At 75.6% G+C, this 17840-nt stretch carries 13 protein-coding genes; 8 read left to right on the plus strand and 5 right to left on the minus strand.

Annotated elements, in window-relative coordinates; genetic code table 11:
• The first annotated feature begins 178 nt into the window (after positions 1-178).
• From RDI86_RS11965 to RDI86_RS11985, 5 genes are all read left to right on the plus strand, one after another.
• A complete protein-coding gene (locus RDI86_RS11965; RefSeq protein WP_168946112.1) occupies positions 179-1927 on the plus strand; it encodes a glycerol-3-phosphate dehydrogenase/oxidase in 1749 nt (582 codons plus the stop codon).
• Between the two features lie 173 nt (positions 1928-2100).
• On the plus strand, positions 2101-2862 hold the full coding sequence (locus RDI86_RS11970; protein WP_021482286.1) for an MIP/aquaporin family protein: 762 nt from the start codon (positions 2101-2103) through the stop codon (positions 2860-2862).
• 136 nt (positions 2863-2998) lie between these two features.
• Positions 2999-4516, plus strand: coding sequence for a glycerol kinase GlpK (glpK, locus tag RDI86_RS11975; RefSeq protein ID WP_021482287.1), 1518 nt, complete (start codon positions 2999-3001; stop codon positions 4514-4516).
• 151 nt (positions 4517-4667) lie between these two features.
• A complete protein-coding gene (locus tag RDI86_RS11980) occupies positions 4668-5177 on the plus strand; it encodes a pyridoxamine 5'-phosphate oxidase family protein (RefSeq protein WP_009862620.1) in 510 nt (169 codons plus the stop codon).
• 53 nt (positions 5178-5230) lie between these two features.
• Entirely contained in the window at positions 5231-6538 is a 1308-nt protein-coding gene (locus tag RDI86_RS11985) for an alpha/beta fold hydrolase (RefSeq protein WP_308821471.1), read from the plus strand.
• A gap of 66 nt (positions 6539-6604) precedes the next feature.
• On the opposite strand, the gene RDI86_RS11990 is transcribed toward RDI86_RS11985, so the two are convergent.
• Entirely contained in the window at positions 6605-8164 is a 1560-nt protein-coding gene (locus tag RDI86_RS11990) for a hypothetical protein (RefSeq protein WP_308821472.1), read from the minus strand.
• Positions 8165-8462: 298 nt separating this feature from the next.
• Between RDI86_RS11990 and RDI86_RS11995 the strand changes: the two genes are divergently transcribed.
• On the plus strand, positions 8463-11090 hold the full coding sequence (locus RDI86_RS11995) for a LuxR C-terminal-related transcriptional regulator (RefSeq protein ID WP_308821473.1): 2628 nt from the start codon (positions 8463-8465) through the stop codon (positions 11088-11090).
• A gap of 12 nt (positions 11091-11102) precedes the next feature.
• On the opposite strand, the gene RDI86_RS12000 is transcribed toward RDI86_RS11995, so the two are convergent.
• Positions 11103-11717 (minus strand): hypothetical protein, encoded by a 615-nt coding sequence (locus tag RDI86_RS12000; protein WP_021483189.1) that lies wholly within the window; start codon positions 11715-11717, stop codon positions 11103-11105.
• A gap of 283 nt (positions 11718-12000) precedes the next feature.
• Between RDI86_RS12000 and RDI86_RS12005 the strand changes: the two genes are divergently transcribed.
• Together RDI86_RS12005 and RDI86_RS12010 are read left to right on the plus strand one after the other, a co-directional pair.
• Positions 12001-12951: a hypothetical protein gene (locus tag RDI86_RS12005; protein ID WP_211932026.1), complete on the plus strand. Its 951-nt coding sequence runs from the start codon at positions 12001-12003 to the stop codon at positions 12949-12951.
• A 138-nt stretch (positions 12952-13089) separates the two neighbouring features.
• Positions 13090-14460 carry a hypothetical protein gene (locus RDI86_RS12010; protein ID WP_308821474.1) on the plus strand — a complete coding sequence of 457 codons (1371 nt, stop codon included), beginning with the start codon at positions 13090-13092 and terminating at the stop codon, positions 14458-14460.
• Positions 14461-14543: 83 nt separating this feature from the next.
• On the opposite strand, the gene csrA is transcribed toward RDI86_RS12010, so the two are convergent.
• The 3 genes from csrA to RDI86_RS12025 form a co-directional block, all read right to left on the minus strand.
• Positions 14544-14783 (minus strand): carbon storage regulator CsrA, encoded by a 240-nt coding sequence (csrA, locus tag RDI86_RS12015; RefSeq protein WP_061266705.1) that lies wholly within the window; start codon positions 14781-14783, stop codon positions 14544-14546.
• 69 nt (positions 14784-14852) lie between these two features.
• The gene (locus RDI86_RS12020) at positions 14853-15704 is read right to left on the minus strand and encodes a hypothetical protein (protein WP_308821475.1); all 852 of its coding nucleotides are present in this window, start codon (positions 15702-15704) and stop codon (positions 14853-14855) included.
• The gene (locus RDI86_RS12025; RefSeq protein WP_061266703.1) at positions 15676-17721 is read right to left on the minus strand and encodes a flagellar biosynthesis protein FlhA; all 2046 of its coding nucleotides are present in this window, start codon (positions 17719-17721) and stop codon (positions 15676-15678) included. The genes RDI86_RS12020 and RDI86_RS12025 overlap by 29 nt, the downstream gene beginning before the upstream one ends.
• Positions 17722-17840: the final 119 nt, after the last annotated feature.

Here is a 17840-nt window from a genome sequence, read left to right on the forward strand (position 1 = left end):
GCGGGCGTTCGCGGCGTGGTGGTCTGGACCGTGTGCCTCCGCGCCGGAGACCCCGGTGCACGCACGGCGGTTCCCGCTCGCGCACCCTGGTCGGGCGTGGGACCGTCGCTGTGAGCGCACCGTGGGCGCGATCGTCCCGCGGCGTGCCGCAGCACCGAGGGACGAGAGAGGAAGACGGATGGCATCCACGAGACTCACCGCGGACTCCCGGCGGCAGGCGCTCGCCGCGCTCGAGGCCAGCACCAGCGCGGACGCCGAGCTCGACGTCCTCGTGATCGGCGGCGGGGTCACCGGTGCCGGGATCGCGCTCGACGCGGTCACGCGCGGGCTCTCCACCGCGATCGTCGAGGCGCAGGACTGGTCGGCGGGGACGTCGAGCCGGTCGAGCAAGCTCGTGCACGGCGGCCTGCGCTACCTGCAGATGCTCGACTTCCACCTGGTCAAGGAGGCGCTCACCGAGCGCGACCTCCTGCTCAAGGAGATCGCGCCGCACCTCGTGCGCCCCGTCCCCTTCCTGTACCCCCTCGAGCACCGCGTGTGGGAGCGTGCCTACGTCGGCGCGGGCATCGCGCTCTACGACACGCTCGCGAGCGTCGCGCCCGGTCGCCGCGCGATGCCGCTGCACCGGCATCTGTCGCGCAGCCGCATGGAGAAGAAGTTCCCCGACCTCGCGCACGACGCGGCCGTCGGTGCCGTCCAGTACTGGGACGCGTCGGTCGACGACGCCCGTCTCGTCTCGACGCTCGTGCGCACCGCGGCGTCGTACGGCGCGCACGCGGCCTCCCGCACGCAGGTCGTCTCGCTCACCAAGGGGTCGACCGGCGCCGTGAACGGCGCCGTGCTCCAGGACCTCGAGACGGGCCGCGAGATCACCGTCCGGGCGCGCGCCGTCATCAACGCGACCGGCGTCTGGACGGAGGACACCGAGGCGCTCGCCGGCAGCGAGGGCGGGCTGCGGGTCCTCGCGTCCAAGGGCATCCACATCGTCGTGCCGCGCGAGCGCATCAAGGGCCAGGTCGGGCTGATCCTGCAGACGGAGAAGTCGGTCCTGTTCGTCATCCCGTGGTCCCGCTACTGGGTGATCGGCACGACCGACACCCCGTGGGAGCAGGAGCTCCAGCACCCCGTCGCGACCGCGGCCGACATCGACTACGTGCTCGAGCACGCGAACGCCGTGCTCGCCCACCCTCTCACGCGCGACGACATCATCGGCACCTGGGCGGGCCTGCGGCCGCTGCTCCAGCCGGGTACCAAGGAGGGCACCAGCTCCGCGAAGGTCTCGCGCGAGCACACGGTGGCCTCCCCCACCCCGGGCCTCACGGTCATCGCCGGCGGCAAGCTCACCACCTACCGCGTCATGGCGAAGGACGCGGTGGACTTCGCGATCGGCCAGCGCGCGAGCGCCCTGCCGTCGATCACGCACAAGATCCCGCTGCTCGGCGCCGTCGGCCTCGACGCCGTGCGTCGCCAGGCGCGGCCCTGGGCGTCCCGGTACGGCTGGACCCCGGCCATGGTCGACCACCTCCTGCACCGGTACGGGTCGAACCTGCGCGAGCTCGTCGAGCTGTGCGAGGCGCAGCCGGACCTCGCCCGCCCGCTCGAGCACGCGCCGGCGTACCTGCGCGCGGAGATCGCGTACGGCGTCTCCCACGAGGGGGCGCTGCACCTCGAGGACCTGCTGCTGCACCGCACGCGGCTCAACTACGAGGTGCCCGACCGGGGCCTCGCCGCGCTGCCCGAGATCGCGGCCGTCGCCGCCGAGATCCTCGGGTGGGACGACGCGACGCGCGACGCCGAGATCGCGAGCTACATCGCCCGCGCGGAGGCCGAGGCCGCCGCCGAGCAGGAGCCCGACGACGCGTCCGCCGAGCGCACCCGGCTGGAGGCGCCCGACGTCGCGCCGCTCCAGCCGCTCCGCACGACCTGACAGCTGCACATCGCCGCGAGCGAGCCCCGGTGGCCGACCGACGGGTCGGCCCCGGGGCCCCGCACACCGACCCCACGGGGCGCCACGCCGACGGCGGACCGACCCGAGGACCCGGCGCTCAGGTGCGTCGGGACGGTTGAGACAGAGAAGTCCACCACGAAAGAGAGAGCACGATGGATCAACTCCTCATGAACGCCTTCTGGTCCGAGATACTCGGCACGGCGACACTGATCCTCCTCGGCGCGGGCGTCGTCGCGAACGTCGTCCTCCCGAGGACCAAGGGCTTCAACGGCGGCTGGCTCCTCATCAACTTCGGATGGGGCCTCGCGGTCTTCGCCGGCGTCTACGTGGCCTACAAGTCGGGTGCGCACCTCAACCCGGCCGTGACCATCGGCCTCTTCACCGCCCAGGAGCCGTTCTTCTCCGTGACCGGCCCCGAGGGGCTCGTGACGGCGACCATCGAGCCGACGGTCGGCAACATGTTCCTGTACTTCGGGGCCCAGATGATCGGTGCCTTCATCGGCGCCGTGCTGGCGTTCCTGGCGTACAAGAAGCACTTCGACGAGGACGCGCCCGGCGCGACCAAGCTCGCGGTGTTCTCCACCGGCCCGGAGATCCGCTCCTACGCGTGGAACTTCGTCACGGAGGTCATCGCGACGTTCGTGCTCGTGTTCTTCGTCGTGGCGTCCGGCAAGACCCCGTCCGGCCTGGGGCCGCTCGCGGTCGCGCTCATCGTGGTCGGTATCGGCGCGAGCCTCGGTGGTCCCACCGGCTACGCCATCAACCCTGCCCGTGACCTCGGTCCCCGCATCGCGCACGCGGTGCTGCCGATCCGGGGCAAGGGCTCGAGCGACTGGGCCTACGCCTGGGTCCCGGTCGCCGGTCCGCTGGTCGGCGGCGTCCTCGCCGGCCTGCTCGGGGCCGCCTGGGTCTGACCGACCCGGACGACCGGACCTCTCCCCCGCGTGACCGGGGAGCCGGGGGCCTCCCCGGTCACGCGACCCGCGCCGTCGGGCGCCGGGCACCTACGCCGCAACCACACCCACACCGACGTGAAGGACTGAACGCACCATGGCCGACTACGTTCTCGCCATCGACCAGGGGACCACGAGCTCCCGGGCCATCGTCTTCAACCACTCCGGGGAGATCTACTCCACCGGGCAGCTCGAGCACGACCAGATCTTCCCGCGCGCGGGGTGGGTCGAGCACAACCCCGAGCAGATCTGGAACAACGTGCGCGAGGTCGTCGGTCTCGCCCTCACCCGAGGCAACCTCACGCACGAGGACATCGCGGCCGTCGGCATCACGAACCAGCGCGAGACGGCCGTCGTCTGGGACAAGACCACGGGCAAGCCCGTCTACAACGCCATCGTCTGGCAGGACACGCGCACCCAGAAGATCGTCGACGAGCTCGGCGGCGACGAGGGCCCCGAGAAGTACAAGTCGATCGTCGGCCTGCCGCTCGCCACCTACTTCTCCGGCCCGAAGATCAAGTGGATCCTCGACAACGTCGAGGGCGCGCGCGAGAAGGCCGAGAAGGGCGACCTGCTGTTCGGCAACACCGACACGTGGGTGCTGTGGAACATGACGGGCGGCACCGAGGGCGGCGTGCACGTCACCGACGTGACGAACGCGTCGCGCACGATGCTCATGGACCTCGACACGCTCTCCTGGCGCGAGGACATCGCCGCGGACATGGGCATCCCGCTGTCGATGCTCCCCGAGATCCGGTCGTCGTCCGAGGTGTACGGTCACGGCCGGCCCCGCGGCCTCGTCCCCGGCGTCCCGATCGCCGGCATCCTCGGCGACCAGCAGGCGGCGACGTTCGGCCAGGCGTGCTTCGAGGTCGGCCAGGCCAAGAACACGTACGGCACCGGCAACTTCCTGCTGCTCAACACGGGCACGGAGAAGGTCATGAGCAAGAACGGCCTGCTCACGACCGTCTGCTACAAGATCGGCGACGCACCCGCGGTGTACGCGCTCGAGGGCTCGATCGCCGTGACCGGCTCGCTCGTGCAGTGGCTGCGCGACAACCTGGGCATGTTCGAGGACGCGCCCGACGTCGAGTGGCTCGCGGGCAAGGTCCAGGACAACGGCGGGGCCTACTTCGTGCCGGCGTTCTCCGGCCTGTTCGCGCCCTACTGGCGGCCCGACGCGCGCGGTGCGCTCGTGGGCCTCACGCGGTACGTCAACCGCAACCACATCGCGCGCGCCGCGCTCGAGGCGACGGCGTTCCAGAGCCGCGAGGTCGTCGACGCGATGAACGCCGACTCGGGCGTCGACCTCACCGAGCTGCGCGTCGACGGCGGCATGGTCGCCAACGAGCTCCTCATGCAGTTCCAGGCCGACCAGCTCGGCGTCGACGTCGTGCGCCCCAAGGTCGCCGAGACGACGGCGCTCGGCGCCGCCTACGCCGCGGGCATCGCCGTCGGCTTCTGGAAGGGCGAGCAGGACGTCATCGACAACTGGGCCGAGGACAAGCGCTGGAGCCCGTCGATGGAGTCCGGCGAGCGCGAGCGCCTGTACCGGAACTGGAAGAAGGCCGTGACGAAGACCATGGAGTGGGTCGACGAGGACGTGGAGCAGTAGCCCGTCCCGGGACCACCTGCCGAGGGGGTGGGGTGCACGGCGCCGCGGCGTCGCGCACCCCACCCCCTCGTCGTGCTCCCACGGGGCGAGTCGCGCGCGTCGTGCCTAGCGTCGAGATGCCGCGCCCCGCGGCCCGACGACGGGAGACGACATGACCGGCACGCACCACGAGCAGCCCCACGCGAGCTCCGACGAGGTCGCCACGGTCCGCGAGCTCATCAAGGACGAGAAGATCGCCATGCTGACCACCGTCGCGACCGACGGGAGCCTGGTCAGCCGGCCGATGGGCGTCCAGGCCGTCGACTTCGACGGCGACCTGTGGTTCTTCGCCGCCGCCGACTCGCACAAGGTCGCCGAGATCGCGCGGGACTCGGCGGCGAACGCGGCCTTCTCGGGCTCGACGTCCTGGGTCTCGGTGTCCGGGCGCGCCGCGGTGGTCCGCGACCGCGAGAAGATCCGCGAGCTGTGGAACACGGTCGCCGACGCCTGGTTCCCCGACGGCCCGGACACGCCCGGCGTGGTGCTCGTCCGGCTGCACGCCCACTCCGCGGAGTACTGGGACTCCCCTGGCGGCCGCGTCGCGACGCTGTTCAGCCTGGTCAAGGCGAAGGTCACCGGCTCGCGCTACGACGGCGGGGAGAACGAGACCGTCGAGCTGTGACGCGCACCGCCGTCCGCCGCGGCCGCCGCGCGCGGCGCGGCTAGGGTGGCCGGGTGAGCGTCGCCCGCGAGACCGCGTACACCCTGCCCGGCATCCACGTCACCGACCGCGAGCTCGAGGTGCCGCTCGTGTGGGACGACGACACGGACCCCCGCCGCCTCACGCTGTTCGTGCGCGAGCTCGTCGACCCGGTCCGGCGCCACGACGACCTGCCGCTGCTCGTGTTCCTCCAGGGCGGCCCGGGCGGCAAGGGGCCACGGCCCACCGGGCCGGACGGCTGGGTCGGCACCGCGCTCGCGACGCACCGGGTGGTGCTGCTCGACCAGCGCGGCACCGGCCGGTCCTCGGCCGTGCGCGGGGCGGCGCTCGCCGCGCGCGGCTCGGCGGCCGTCCAGGCCGAGTACCTCTCCCGCTTCCGGGCGGACGCGATCGTGGCCGACGCCGAGCACGTGCGCCGGACGGTGTACGGCGGCCGGCGGTGGACGTCGCTCGGCCAGTCCTACGGCGGCTTCCTCACGATGACGTACCTGTCGCGGGCGCCCGAGGCGCTCGCCGCGTGCTACGTCACGGGCGGGCTGCCGGGCCTGACGGCGGACGCGCGCGAGGTGTACCGCCGCACCCAGCCGCGCGTCGTCGCGAAGAACGCCGCCTACCGGGAGCGGTACCCGGACGACGCGGCCCGCCTCGCGCGCGTCGCGGACCTGCTCGCGTCCGACGACGTGCGCCTGCCCGACGGCGACCGGCTCACCGTGCGCCGGCTCCAGTCGCTCGGCACGGACCTCGGGATGAAGCCCGGCCCGGAGCGCATCCACTGGCTCGTGGACGAGGCGTTCGACGCGGACGCGCCGGACACCCTCACGGACACGTTCCTCGCGGAGGTCGCGGCGGCGACGTCGTTCCGCACCAACCCGCTGTACGCCGTGCTCCACGAGTCGATCTACGCGCAGTCGGGCACGGGCCCGACGGCGTGGGCCGCCGAGGCGGTCCGCGCCGAGGAGCCGGCCTTCGACCCGGCGGCACGACCGCTGCTCCTCACCGGCGAGATGATCTACCCCTGGATGCTCGAGGAGATCGCCGCGCTCCGGCCGTTCCGCGCGGCGGCGGAGGCGCTCGCCGCGCGCGAGGAGTGGCCCGACCTGTACGACCTCGACGTCCTCGCGCGCAACGAGGTGCCCGTCGAGGCGGCGGTGTACGTCGACGACATGTTCGTCGACGCCGGGCTCTCGCTCGAGACGGCGGCGCGCGTGGGCAACGTCCGCACGTGGGTGACGAACGAGTTCGAGCACGACGGCCTGCGCACGGGCGACGTCCTCGCGCGCCTGGTCGAGCGGCTCGGCGCCCGCGGCGGCCCGCGCGCCTGAGGCGTGCCGCGCCCGGCCCGCTGGACGGGCTGCGGCGCCAGGCTCCCAGACCCCGGCTGGGCGGAGTCAGGCCGTCTGGTCGCGGCGCGCGCGCAGCACCCACGCCCCGGACACGAGCGCCCCGCCCAGCACCAGCGTGAGCAGGTCGAACCCGGCGTCGCCGCGCGGCGGGGCCGGTGGCACCGCGGCGGGCGCCCCGCCCGCGGCCACGACGACGGCGCCCGACGGGTCCGCCGTGCCGACCACCGGCGCCAGGTCCAGCGCGGGCCCGTCCGCCGTCGTCGGCGCGGACGCGTCCGGTGTCGCAGCGGGCGCCGGGGCGGCCGGAGCAGGCGACGCGGGCGGGGCGGCGGGCGCCTCGGGGACGGCCGGCCCGTCGAGCACGAGCTCCCACGACGTCTCGCCGACGAGGACGTAGCCGTCGAGCGCGCGCGCCGTCACGGTCACCGTGCCCCGGGCAGGATGGCGGCCCGGGGTGAGGACCCGCTCGTCGAGGACGAACTCCACGCCGTCGGCCCGCGGCACCTCGACCGCGGCCACCGCGCCCGGGCGCGCGGCGACGACCACGGGCGTCGGCGCCCGGACCTCGGTGAGACCGGAGAACACGAGCTCGACGGCGCGCGACCCGTCCGACCCCGGCAGCACCGGCTCCGCCGCGCCCTCCGCCGCGAGCCGCAGGCCCGCGGCCGGGGAGAGCGTCAGGACGACGCGCGCCACGTGGTCGAGGTACCCCTCGACGGCGTGCGTGCTGCCGGGCGGGAGCACCGCGCCGGTCGCGTCGCGGACGACGAGGCCCTCGGCGTCGGGCACGGTGTACGTGTCCGCCCTACCCGGGCCGTCCTGCGCGGCGGGGAGCACCGCCGTGACGACGGGGAGCAGCTCCGTGACCGCCTCGGCGGCGGACCGCCCGTCCGGGAGCTGCAGCACGTGGCCGTCCTCCGCCACGGCCGTCGCCCGCAGGACGCCGCCGTCCCGCGGCGCCTCGACGGTCCGGTACCCGTCGACCACGACCACGGTGCACGTCATCGGCTCGCCGCCCAGGGACCAGCGCACGCCCTCGACCACCGGCACGAGGTAGACCGCGTCCCCGGCCGCCGCGCGGACGAGGACCGGCGGCAGCACGACCACGCGGGGCGCGGGCCCGCCGTCGGGCACGGTGGGGTCGGGGCCGGGGGGCGTCTCGCCCTCCTCCGGGGCCGCCGGGTCGGGAGCGGGGACGGAGGGAGACGCGCCCTCCTCCGGAGCGGCCGACCCGGGCGCGGGAGGCTCCGGTCCGTCCGGCACGGGAGCGCCGGGCACGGCAGGCACGACCGGCCCGACGCCCACGGTGCCGGCGCCCGCGCCGGAGCCGGAGTCCGTGCCCGCGCCGGGGTGCGTGCCGGATGCCGCGTCGGGGCCCGTGCCGTCGGCTCCGGCCGCAGCCGTGGACGTCGCCGCACCCGCGGCACCGGGCCGGCCGTCCTCGCCGACCCGCGCGAGGGTCTCCGTCGCCACGGGCGCGACGCCCGGGTCTGCCGTGGCACTGGCGACCGGGGCGGCGTGGGCCGTCGTGGACGCGCCGACCAGGACGGCGCACACCAGCACCGCAGCGAGCGCGGTCCGTGGGCGGGCCCGGTGCACAGACATGGGCGTGCGGCTCCTCTCCGGTCGCGTCCGCGGGTGGACGCGCCCGAGGCCCCTATGCACGCGAGGGGCCGCGCTGTCCGCATCGTCCCCGGGCGTCCCGTTTCGTCCGGGGTGGCGGGAGCCGCGGGCGACCTGGTTCGAGCGCTTCACCCGCCTTCCCCGAGAACCGGCGCACCTCCTCGCCTAGGGTGAGAGCGGATCACGGCGCGGTGCCGGCTCTCGGGGCGGAGCCGTGGCCGGACGCGGTTCGCCGCCGTCCGTCCGCCCGCCCGTGGAGCGGGGGAAGCACGGAGGCAGCATGTCGGTGACGGACACGACGACGTTCCGTCTGTACGGGGCGCCACGCCCCCCGCACACCGAGCTCGTCCGCGAGCGCCTGCTCGACCGGCTCGAGGTGGACGCCGCTCTCCGCGTGGTCCGCGGCCCCGCAGGTGCGGGCAAGACCTCCCTCCTCGCCGAGTGGTCCCGACGCCGGGCCACGCCGGGTCTCTGGCTGTCCGTCATCCCGGAGATGTCCCGGACGGACCTCTGGCGCGCGGTCGCGCGACGCGCCGCGCGCGCCGGGCTCGTGGCGTTCGAGGCCGCGCTGGGTCCCGCGGAGCTCGCCCCCGACGACGTGCCCGGCCGGCTGGCCGACGCGTTCCTCGCGGTGCCCGGGGAGGTCGTGGTCGTCATCGACGACTACCAGGACGTCACGGACGCCGCGGTCCACGACGACGTCCTCGCCCTGCTGCGCCTGTGCCCGAACCTCTCCGTGGCCGTGGCCACGAGCACGGTCTCCCCCCTGGAGGCCGCATCGGTCGGGCTCGAGCTCGACCGGACCGTCATCACGGCGGACCAGCTGCCGCTGACCCGGGACGAGACGGCCCGCATGCTGCGCCAGGCGGGCGTGGACCTCGACCCCGCGGAGGCGCACGTCCTCACCGGCGGCCAGCCGCTGTACCTGCGGGTCGCGATGCTCGCCGCGGAGATGGCCGGTTCCCACGGGACCCCGGCGCACGTCCAGGTCGCCGACGAGCTGCTGCGCGCCGCGCTCGAGAAGCAGCTCGAGGGCGCCGAGCGCCCTCGGCTCGAGCAGGTCCTGCGGCGGTGCGCGGTCGCGGACGTCCTCACCGCCGACCTCGCCGTGGCGCTGACGCGGGAGCCCGCGGCACCGCAGCTGCTGTGGATGCTCGAGGAGCGCGGGCTGGGTGCGTGGGAGCGACGTCCCGCGGGCCGGGTCTTCGTCCTGTTCCCGGTGGTGCGGACGTTCGTGGCGGAGCGCGTCCGCGAGGAGCACCCGGACGAGTGGGGGCTCGCCCAGCTCGCCGCCGCACGCTGGTACCTGACGAACGGCTATCCCGTCGAGGCGCTGCGGCACGCGGTCGGCGCGGGCGACCTCGGGCTCGCGTCCTCGGCCGTCTCGCGGTACTGGGGCGAGCTGCTCGAGCCGCAGGCGCTGGCCCGCCTCGACGTCCTCAAGGGCCTCCCGCAGACGGACCTGCGGCGCTGGCCGCTGCTCGCCGGGGCCCTCGCGATCCACCACGACAGCGTCCCCGGGGAGCGCACCGAGGCGATCGAGACGTACCAGCTGACGCTGGCCGCCCTGCGCCCCCGGGCGAGGGCGACCTCGACGACGGAACGCGTCGTCCTGGACGTGCTCGAGAGCGTCGCGCTGCGTTCCACGAACGCGACGCAGCGCGCGCTCGAGCCGGCGCGCCGGGCTCGGCAGACGCTCGACGAGCTGGGCGTGGACGAGCGCCGGGAGCTCGTGCGCGAGCTGCCCCGGCTCCGCGCCGAGGTCGCGATGTCGTTCGCGCGGGCGGGCGCGGACGACGAGGCGCTCGCCACGCTCGAGGACCTCGGCGGCTCCCCCGCCGTCGACCCGCGCACGCTCTACGGCCTGTCGCTGCGTGCGCTCGTGCTCGCGCTCCGCGGGGACCTGCCGGAGGCCGTGCGCGACCTCGAGGTCATCGAGGCGTCGCCCCACGCCGAGGTCCGCGCGGGGCGCGACGACCACCTGTACCGCATCGCCCGCGCGATCGTGTGCCTCGAGCGCTTCGACGCCCGCGGCGCCCAGGCCCACCTCGACGTGCTGCGACCGCACCTCGCGACGCTCGAGACCCGCCCGGTCGTCGCCACGGTCCAGGCGTACGTCGACCTCGTGTCCTTCGAGCCGGCCCTGGGCATCGAGCGGCTGCGCCGCTACATCGAGTCCGAGCGCGGCCGCCGCCGCATCTCCGCGCGCGACATCGACCACCTCGACTACGTGAGCGGCCTGCTCGGGCTCGCGCGCGGCCAGGTCGGCGCGGTGCACTCCTGGCTCAAGGTCGCCCCGGCGACGTCGTCGCTCACCTGGCTGCTGCGGGCCCACGTCGCTCTGCTCACCGGCCGGTGGAGCACCGCGCGGGACGTGCTCGTCGCGCACACGCCGCCGCGGACCGCCGCGCCACGCCTGCGGGCCGCGCACGCCGTCCTGCTCGCCGCCGCCCTCACGCACGCCGAGGAGGAGACGCAGGCGCGCGACGCCCTGGACAAGCTCGCCGGCGTCGCCGAGGACCGACGGCTGCGGTTCGCCCTCGCGCTCCCCGCCCGGCACGACCTCCTCACGCTCGTCGAGCTCGCGGCACGGAGCAAGGACCAGACGGCGCAGCGCCTCATCGCGGACGCGGAACCCGTGCCGGAGCTCTTCGCCGCGACGGTCGACCTCCCCCAGCCCCTGTCCGACCGCGAGGTCGTCGTCCTCGACACCCTCATGCGGCACGCGACCGCGGTCGACGTCTCCCGGAGCCTCACCGTGTCCGTGAACACGGTGAAGAGCCAGCTCCGCTCGATCTACCGGAAGCTCGGGGTGCGTCGGCGCGAGGACGCCCTCGCCCGCGGGATCGAGCTGGGGCTGCTCCCGGCCCAGCGTCCCCTGCCCGCGAGCGGCACGGACGGGCGCTGAGGCCCGGGCCGGTCAGACGAGGTCGTCGACGATCTTGGCGGACGCGCGCATCTCGGCGCGCGCGAGGTCGTCGTCGATCTCGCGCCCCGCGGCGATGAGCGCCGCGCGCGGCAGCCACGAGAAGACCACGAGGACGGGGTAGCTGTCCTCGCCCACGTACACGCGGCGGCGCCAGGCGGCCCACGCCACGGCGCGCGTGAGCGTGCGCACCGGGTCCTCGAGCTCGTTCGCCGCGTGCGCGGCGTTCTCCCACCCGTGCTGCGCCTCGCTCATGACCCGCGCCCCGCCGTGCCCGAGCGGCCGGGCGAGCGCCGCGAGGCCGATGTCCTCGGCGATCACGACGGCCTCCGACGGGACCAGGTCCAGGCCGTCCCGGTACGTGCCGAACGTCGCGGGGTCCAGGTGGCGCCACGGGTCGTCGTCGGGCAACGAGTCCAGGAGGTCGGTGAGGGCGCCGGCGAGGAGCGTCACGGCGCGCAGCGGGTGCGCCTTCGCCTGCGCGCGCATCGCGGCCATGGTCGCGAGCCGGTCGTCGGGGTCGATGAGCGGCTCCACGAGGCCCACGGCCCAGATGGCCCAGGTCGTGTCGTCCCACGGCGCGCCGGCGCCGTCCTCCTCCGGGGTCACCGCGACACCACCCCGCCCGGGGCGTCGGCGGCCCGGCACGGCGACGCCGTCGAAGCGCAGGACGCTGCGTGCACCCGGTCCACCTCCTGATCTCGTCCTGCCCTGTCCAGCCGGCGAGCCCGTCGCCGAGGACAGCATCCCACCGTGGCGACGTCCGCGAAACACCCGCGGCGGGCGAAGCGTGCGGAGATCACCCGCTGCCCGGGGCACCTGAGGGTGAAGTCCGGTGTGAAAGACGGTGTCCCGCGCGCCAGGAGCCCCTCCGGGTCCGCATGCTTGGACCGTGACCGACCGGACCCTGCTCGACCCGCGCCCGCAGCGGGCGCGCGACGCGCGTCCCGTGCGTGCCGTCGACGAGGGCCCGCAGGAGGACGACGACCCCGGGGCGCTCCGGCACGAGGTCGCCCGCGTCGTCGCGATCGAGGACGACGACCGCTACCGCGCCGAGGTCTCGGCGCTCCTCGCCGCCCACGCGACGCAGTGGCGCCGGATCGCGGCGCGCCTGTGCCGCACCAACTCGGTGCCCGCGGCTCAGCACCTCGACGACGTCGCGGCGATCGTCGTGGAGACCGCCTGGGAGATGCTCGAGCGGTCCCGGCGCGACCCGGCGTACCTGCGCAGCATGCGCTCGTTCCTCGCCATCGTCGTCTACACGGCCCGGCCCCGGGTCCGCTCGTTCCTCGACCACGCGACCGCGCCGGCGTCGGGCATGGTGGCCGCGCAGCGTCGCCGCCGCGAGCTCGCGCGCACGCGGTCGGAGCTCGCCGCGCTGCGCGGCGCGGCACCCTCGGTCGAGGAGGCCGTCCGCGCGACGAACGAGCGCCTCGGCGCCCACCGGGCAGACGTCGTCCGGCAGGGCATGGTCGTGACGGAGGCCGACGAGCTCGTGCTGCGCGGCGCGCTGTCGTTCGACGAGGCCCTGGACTCCGCGCGCACGACGGACGCGCACGCGGACTGCGTGCTGCACGCGGTCGAGGTCCCGGCGCTCGTCCGCTCCGTCGTCGACGCGGCGCACGCGGAGGACCCGGTCCGCGGACGGGTCGCGGCGCTCTGGATGTCCGAGGCCTACGGGGGCGGCGGCCCGCTCCCGGGCCACGACACGGTCGTGTGGATCGCCCGGACGCTGGGTCTGCCCCGGCACCGGACCGTCGCCCACATCGACCGGGTCCGGGTGCTGGCGGCGCAGCACCTCCGGGACGTCGGCATCGTCCTCGACGCCGTGGACAGCGTGTGAGCGCGAGCGTCGCTCCACGACCCGCACCTGCCGGGAGGCCCGCGGCGTACCGCGGCGAGCAGGAGAACCGCACCGTGGCGAGCACGGGGACCAGGGGGCGGCCGCAGGCGGGCGCAGGAGCACAGGGGGCAGCAGGACATGTCTGACGGGGGACCCGGGCCTCGACGCTCGGTCGTCGAGGACGCACGCGTCGTCGCCGCGACGGTGCCGGAGGGCGAGCGCGAGCGCGCGGTGGACGGCCTGGTCGCCGCGCACGCCGTCGGGCTCGCGCGCGACGCCCGGCGGCACGTGCGCGCCGCGGGGGTCTCGGGGACGGACCAGGTCGCCGCGCTGCGGGCGGTGACCGACGCGCAGCGCGCCGTGCTCGACGACCTCGTCGCCGGTCGCCGTCCGCCCGAGGGCCGCGCCTGGTCGCCCACGGTGCGCTTCGAGGCCCTGCGCGCGGTGCGCGCGCTGGCCGCGGAGGGCGCGGTCGCCGTCCCGCCGTACCGCCACCGCCTCGCGGCCGACCGCGCGGCCCTGCTGCTGCTCCGCGAGACCGCCGCCGTCGTGGACCGTCCCGCGCCGCGAGAGGTCGTCCGCGCGGGTGCCGTGGCGGTGGGGCTGCCGCCCACGCCGCACCCGCTGGACGAGGCCACCGCCACGCGCGTGCTCCCGACGGTCCGGCCTGCAGCGCCGGTCTCGTCGGCGCACACCCCCGCACGCCAGGAGCGCCGCCGTGCGCCCAGGGTGCGGGGACGCGCGCGCACCAGCGGCCCGGGTCGTCCCGTGCGCTGGGGTGCCGCTGCCGTGCTCTCGGCCGCGACGCTCGCGTTCGGGGTCGTCGTCGCGCCCGCGCAGGACGAGGTCGGCGGTGGCCCGGGCGTCTCGGCACGGCCCGAGCAGGTGCTCCTGGGCACGACCCCGGGGACCGGCTCGACCGCGTGGGCGCCGCTCGACGGCGCCGGCGCCGCGTCCGTCCGCCTCGACCTGTCCTCCCCGGTGCTGACGGGCCTGGCGCCGTCGCCGGCACCCGCGGTCGAGCTCGTCGACGAGCCGGCGGACGAGCCGGTCGGTCCGCGGGTGGGCGACGCCGTCGAGGTGCCCGCCGCCGAGCCCGGCAGCGGGCCCGTGGTCGAGCCGCTGCCCGTGGTCGTGCCGGCCCCGCCGGGCCCGGCCGTCCCGCAGACGCCCGCGCCGGCACCCGCACCGGCCTCGGGAGCGGCGCCGGCACCGGCGGCCACGCCCCAGCCCGCGCCGCCGGCTGCAGCGAAGCCGTCGCCGAAGCCGACGCCGAAGCCCGCGCCGGCCGCTCGGCCCGCTCCGACGCCCGTGCGACCCGGGCCGCCCGTCACGCGTCCGGCTCTCCCGAAGCCCGACCGTCCCGCACCGCGGTCGGACGACGCACGCGGCTCGTCCCTGCCAGGGACGGTGACGCCACAGCCGCAGACGTACGACGACCGGCGCCCCGACAAGGACTCGGGCCGGCAGGACCGGGGCCACGGCGGCGGCCGCGAGGGACGCGGGTAGCGCCCGGCGGGCCTCCCGACGGGACGGGCACCCCCGACGGCGGCTCTCCGCCGCCGCGGGCCCCGCACGTCCCGTGCGGCGCGTCAGGAGCGCGCGTCCAGCCCCAGCAGCGCGCGGGCGCGCGCCTCGCCCCCGGGCGCCCCGAGCGCGGCGGCGCGGTTGTCCGCGGCGACCTGGTCGACGATCTCGGCCCGGTGGACCCGCACCTCGCGGGGCGCGTCGATCCCGACGCGCACCCCGTCCCGGCCCACCGACACGACCGTGACCACGACGTCCTCGCCGACGAGGATCCGTTCTCCCACCTTGCGTCCCAGCACCAGCATCGCCACGTCCTCCTGACGTCCCGCGTGTCATCCTGACCGTTCGGAGGACCTATGCGGGCGCGGCCCGGGTCAGCCTGCGGGCCGCAGCTCGGGGAGCCCGAGCGCGAGCACGGAGTCGGGCGTCGTCGTCAGCTCGCGCCCGACCACGACCATGGCGCGGACCAGCACGAGCCGCTGCACCTCGGCGACCCAGCGCTCGGTGTCCGCGGGCTTGCGCGAGGCGTCGACCACGACCGCGACCTGCTCGGCGCCCAGCTCGTCGAGGACCCGCGCCACCCCGACCGCGTCCACGCGCACCCCGACGGCCACGACCGTGGCGCGGGCCGCGCGGACCCCGCGGGCACGCGCCTCGGTCGCCGCGCGGCGGTCGTCGACGCGTACGGTGTCGTCGTCGGTCGCGCTGCCCGCGCAGGCCATGAGCAGGCCCTGCCGCTGCGCCAGCGCGCGGGCCGCCGGGACGACGTCCGCGGCCAGCCCGACGAACGCCACGAGGTCGCCCGGCGCCGCGCGCGGCAGCGGCGACACGGGCACGGGCGGGGCGGTGAGGGCCGCGGGCGGCGGCTCCGCCGTCTCGGCCACGAGCTCGTCGAGCAGCGCCGCGAAGTCGTCGCCCCGGGTGGAGACCTCGACCGCCGCCGACGGCGTGGGGCGCAGCGCGTCGCCCTCGTCGGCGTCGTCGAGCAGCGCCGCGATGCCCGCCCGGCGGGCCGCGGGGAACCGGACCGGCCCGACGGCGGTCCGGGGCGGCGCGTCGCCCACCTCGACGACCACCTCGTAGTGCTGCCGCCCGAAGAGCCCCTTGAAGCCACCCGTGATGACCCGCTCGGCGGAGACGATCCGCGCGTCCGGGCCGTGCAGGCGCCGCGCCTGGGCGAGCACGGCGTCGAGGGACTCACCCTCGAGCCGCAATCGCCGGGGCATCGTTCACCACCCCGACCGTCTCGATGAGCGCGTTGCCCGCCGTCACCTCGGTGTACGACAGCACGGCGAGGTCGGGCACCTGCGTCGCGACGAGGCGCCGGACCGCCGCGCGCAGCGACGGCGCGCACACGAGGACGACGTCCTCGCCGGTGGCCCGGGCCTCCTGCACCCGCTCGCCCACGGACGAGCGGAACGCGTCGAGGCGCGCCGGGTCCACGACGATCGCGGTGCCCTGGTCGCCGCCGGGCTGGCGGCCCGCGAGCATCGCCTGCTCCAGGGCGGGCGCGATCGTCACGACCCGGATCGTGCCGGCGACCGTGTGCCGGGCCGGGATCGCCGGTCCGAGCGCGGCGCGCGCCGCCTCGACGAGGTGCTCGGGGTCGGTCGAGCGCTTCGCGGCGAGCGCGAGCGCCTCGTAGATCCGGGGCAGGTCGTTGACGGCGACCTGCTCCTCGAGCAGCCCCTGCAGGACGCGCTGGACCTCCGCGAGCGACAGCAGAGCCGGCGTGAGCTCGTCGACGGCCGACGGGTTGGTCCGCTTGACCTCGTCGGTGAGCACGCGCACGTCCTCGCGGGACAGCAGCCGCGCCGCGTTCGCGGCGATGAGGGCGGACAGGTGCGTGACGAGAACGGAGACCCGGTCGATGACCGTGGCGCCCGCCATCTCGGCGCTGTGCCGCATCTCCACCGGGACCCACTTGCCGTCCATGCCGAACACCGGGTCGACCGTCGCCAGCCCGGGCAGCGCGGCGAGGTCGTCGCCGAGCGCGAGGACCTTGCCGGCCGGCGCCTGGCCGCGACCGGCCTCGACGCCGGCGATCCGCACCGCGTAGGTCGACGCCGGGAGCTCCAGGGAGTCGCGCGTGCGGACGGGGGGCACGACGACCCCGAGGTCGGTCGCGATCTTGCGCCGCAGGGCGCGGACCCGTCCGAGCAGGTCGTCGTGCGCGCCGGTGACCAGGTCGACGAGGTCGGGCGCGAGCAGGATCTCGAGCGCGTGCACGCGCATCTGCTCGAGGAGGTCCTCGGTGCCGTCGCTGCGCGTGCCCTCCTTCTCGATCTGCTCGGCCGCGGCGCGCGCCACCTCGGCCCGCCGCTGGCTCGCCTTGATCTGCTGGGCCGCGATGATCAGGCCCACCCCGAGCACGAGGAACGGCAGCTTCGGCATGCCCTCGATGAGGGCCATGGCGAACGCCGCGACGCCCGCGATGGCGAGCGCCTGCCGGGACTGGACGAGCTGGCTCGACGCCTGCGAGCCGACGTCGCCCTCGCCCGAGTTCGAGCGCGTGACGATCATGCCCGTGGCGACCGCCATGAGCAGCGCGGGGACCTGGGTGACCAGCCCGTCGCCCACCGTGAGGATGGAGTACGTGTCGACGGCCTCCATGGCCGGCATGCCGTGCATGACGACGCCGATCACGATGCCGCCGAGCAGGTTGATGAGCGTGATGACGATGCCCGCGATGGCGTCGCCCTTGACGAACTTCGACGCGCCGTCCATCGCCCCGTAGAAGTCGGACTCCGCGGAGATCTCGGCGCGGCGGGCCCGCGCGTCCTGCTCGCTGATGAGCCCCGCGTTGAGGTCGGCGTCGATCGCCATCTGCTTGCCGGGCATCGCGTCGAGCGTGAAGCGCGCGCCGACCTCGGCCACGCGCTCGGCGCCCTTGGTGATCACGAGGAACTGGATGACGACGAGGATGAGGAACACGACCATGCCGATGACGAGGTTCCCGTCGACCACGATGTGGCCGAACGCGCCGATGACCTCGCCCGCGTAGCCGTCCCCGAGCACGAGCCGCGTCGAGGCGACGTTGAGGCCCAGCCGGAACAGCGTCGCGACGAGCAGCAGCGACGGGAACACCGAGAAGTCGAGCGGCTTCTTGACGAACATCGACGTCAGCAGGATCACGAGCGACAGCAGGATGTTGACGATGATGAGCACGTCGAGCAGGGCCGCGGGGATCGGCACGACGAGCAGCAGGACGATGCCGACGACGCCGAGCGGCACGGCGATCATGGCGAGGGATCGGTTCTTCACGCGGAACGCTGGTCCTTCCGGGTCCGGGGCGTCGGCGGCTGCTGACGCGACGTCCTATGCAGGTCGTGGCCGCCGCAGCGCGCGCCGACGGCTCGGCC

The organism is Cellulosimicrobium sp. XJ-DQ-B-000 (genome assembly GCF_031119065.1).
GTDB lineage: Bacteria > Actinomycetota > Actinomycetes > Actinomycetales > Cellulomonadaceae > Cellulosimicrobium > Cellulosimicrobium funkei.

Bases quoted from the DNA above. Each gene is read 5' to 3' on its own strand.
- RDI86_RS11965 (WP_168946112.1), top strand. From the start codon at position 179: ATGGCATCCACGAGACTCACCGCGGACTCCCGGCGGCAGGCGCTCGCC.
- RDI86_RS11970 (WP_021482286.1), top strand. From the start codon at position 2,101: ATGGATCAACTCCTCATGAACGCCTTCTGGTCCGAGATACTCGGCACG.
- glpK (WP_021482287.1), top strand. From the start codon at position 2,999: ATGGCCGACTACGTTCTCGCCATCGACCAGGGGACCACGAGCTCCCGG.
- RDI86_RS11980 (WP_009862620.1), top strand. From the start codon at position 4,668: ATGACCGGCACGCACCACGAGCAGCCCCACGCGAGCTCCGACGAGGTC.
- RDI86_RS11990 (WP_308821472.1), bottom strand. From the start codon at position 8,164: ATGTCTGTGCACCGGGCCCGCCCACGGACCGCGCTCGCTGCGGTGCTG.
- RDI86_RS11995 (WP_308821473.1), top strand. From the start codon at position 8,463: ATGTCGGTGACGGACACGACGACGTTCCGTCTGTACGGGGCGCCACGC.
- RDI86_RS12010 (WP_308821474.1), top strand. From the start codon at position 13,090: ATGTCTGACGGGGGACCCGGGCCTCGACGCTCGGTCGTCGAGGACGCA.
- csrA (WP_061266705.1), bottom strand. From the start codon at position 14,783: ATGCTGGTGCTGGGACGCAAGGTGGGAGAACGGATCCTCGTCGGCGAG.
- RDI86_RS12020 (WP_308821475.1), bottom strand. From the start codon at position 15,704: ATGCCCCGGCGATTGCGGCTCGAGGGTGAGTCCCTCGACGCCGTGCTC.
- RDI86_RS12025 (WP_061266703.1), bottom strand. From the start codon at position 17,721: ATGATCGCCGTGCCGCTCGGCGTCGTCGGCATCGTCCTGCTGCTCGTC.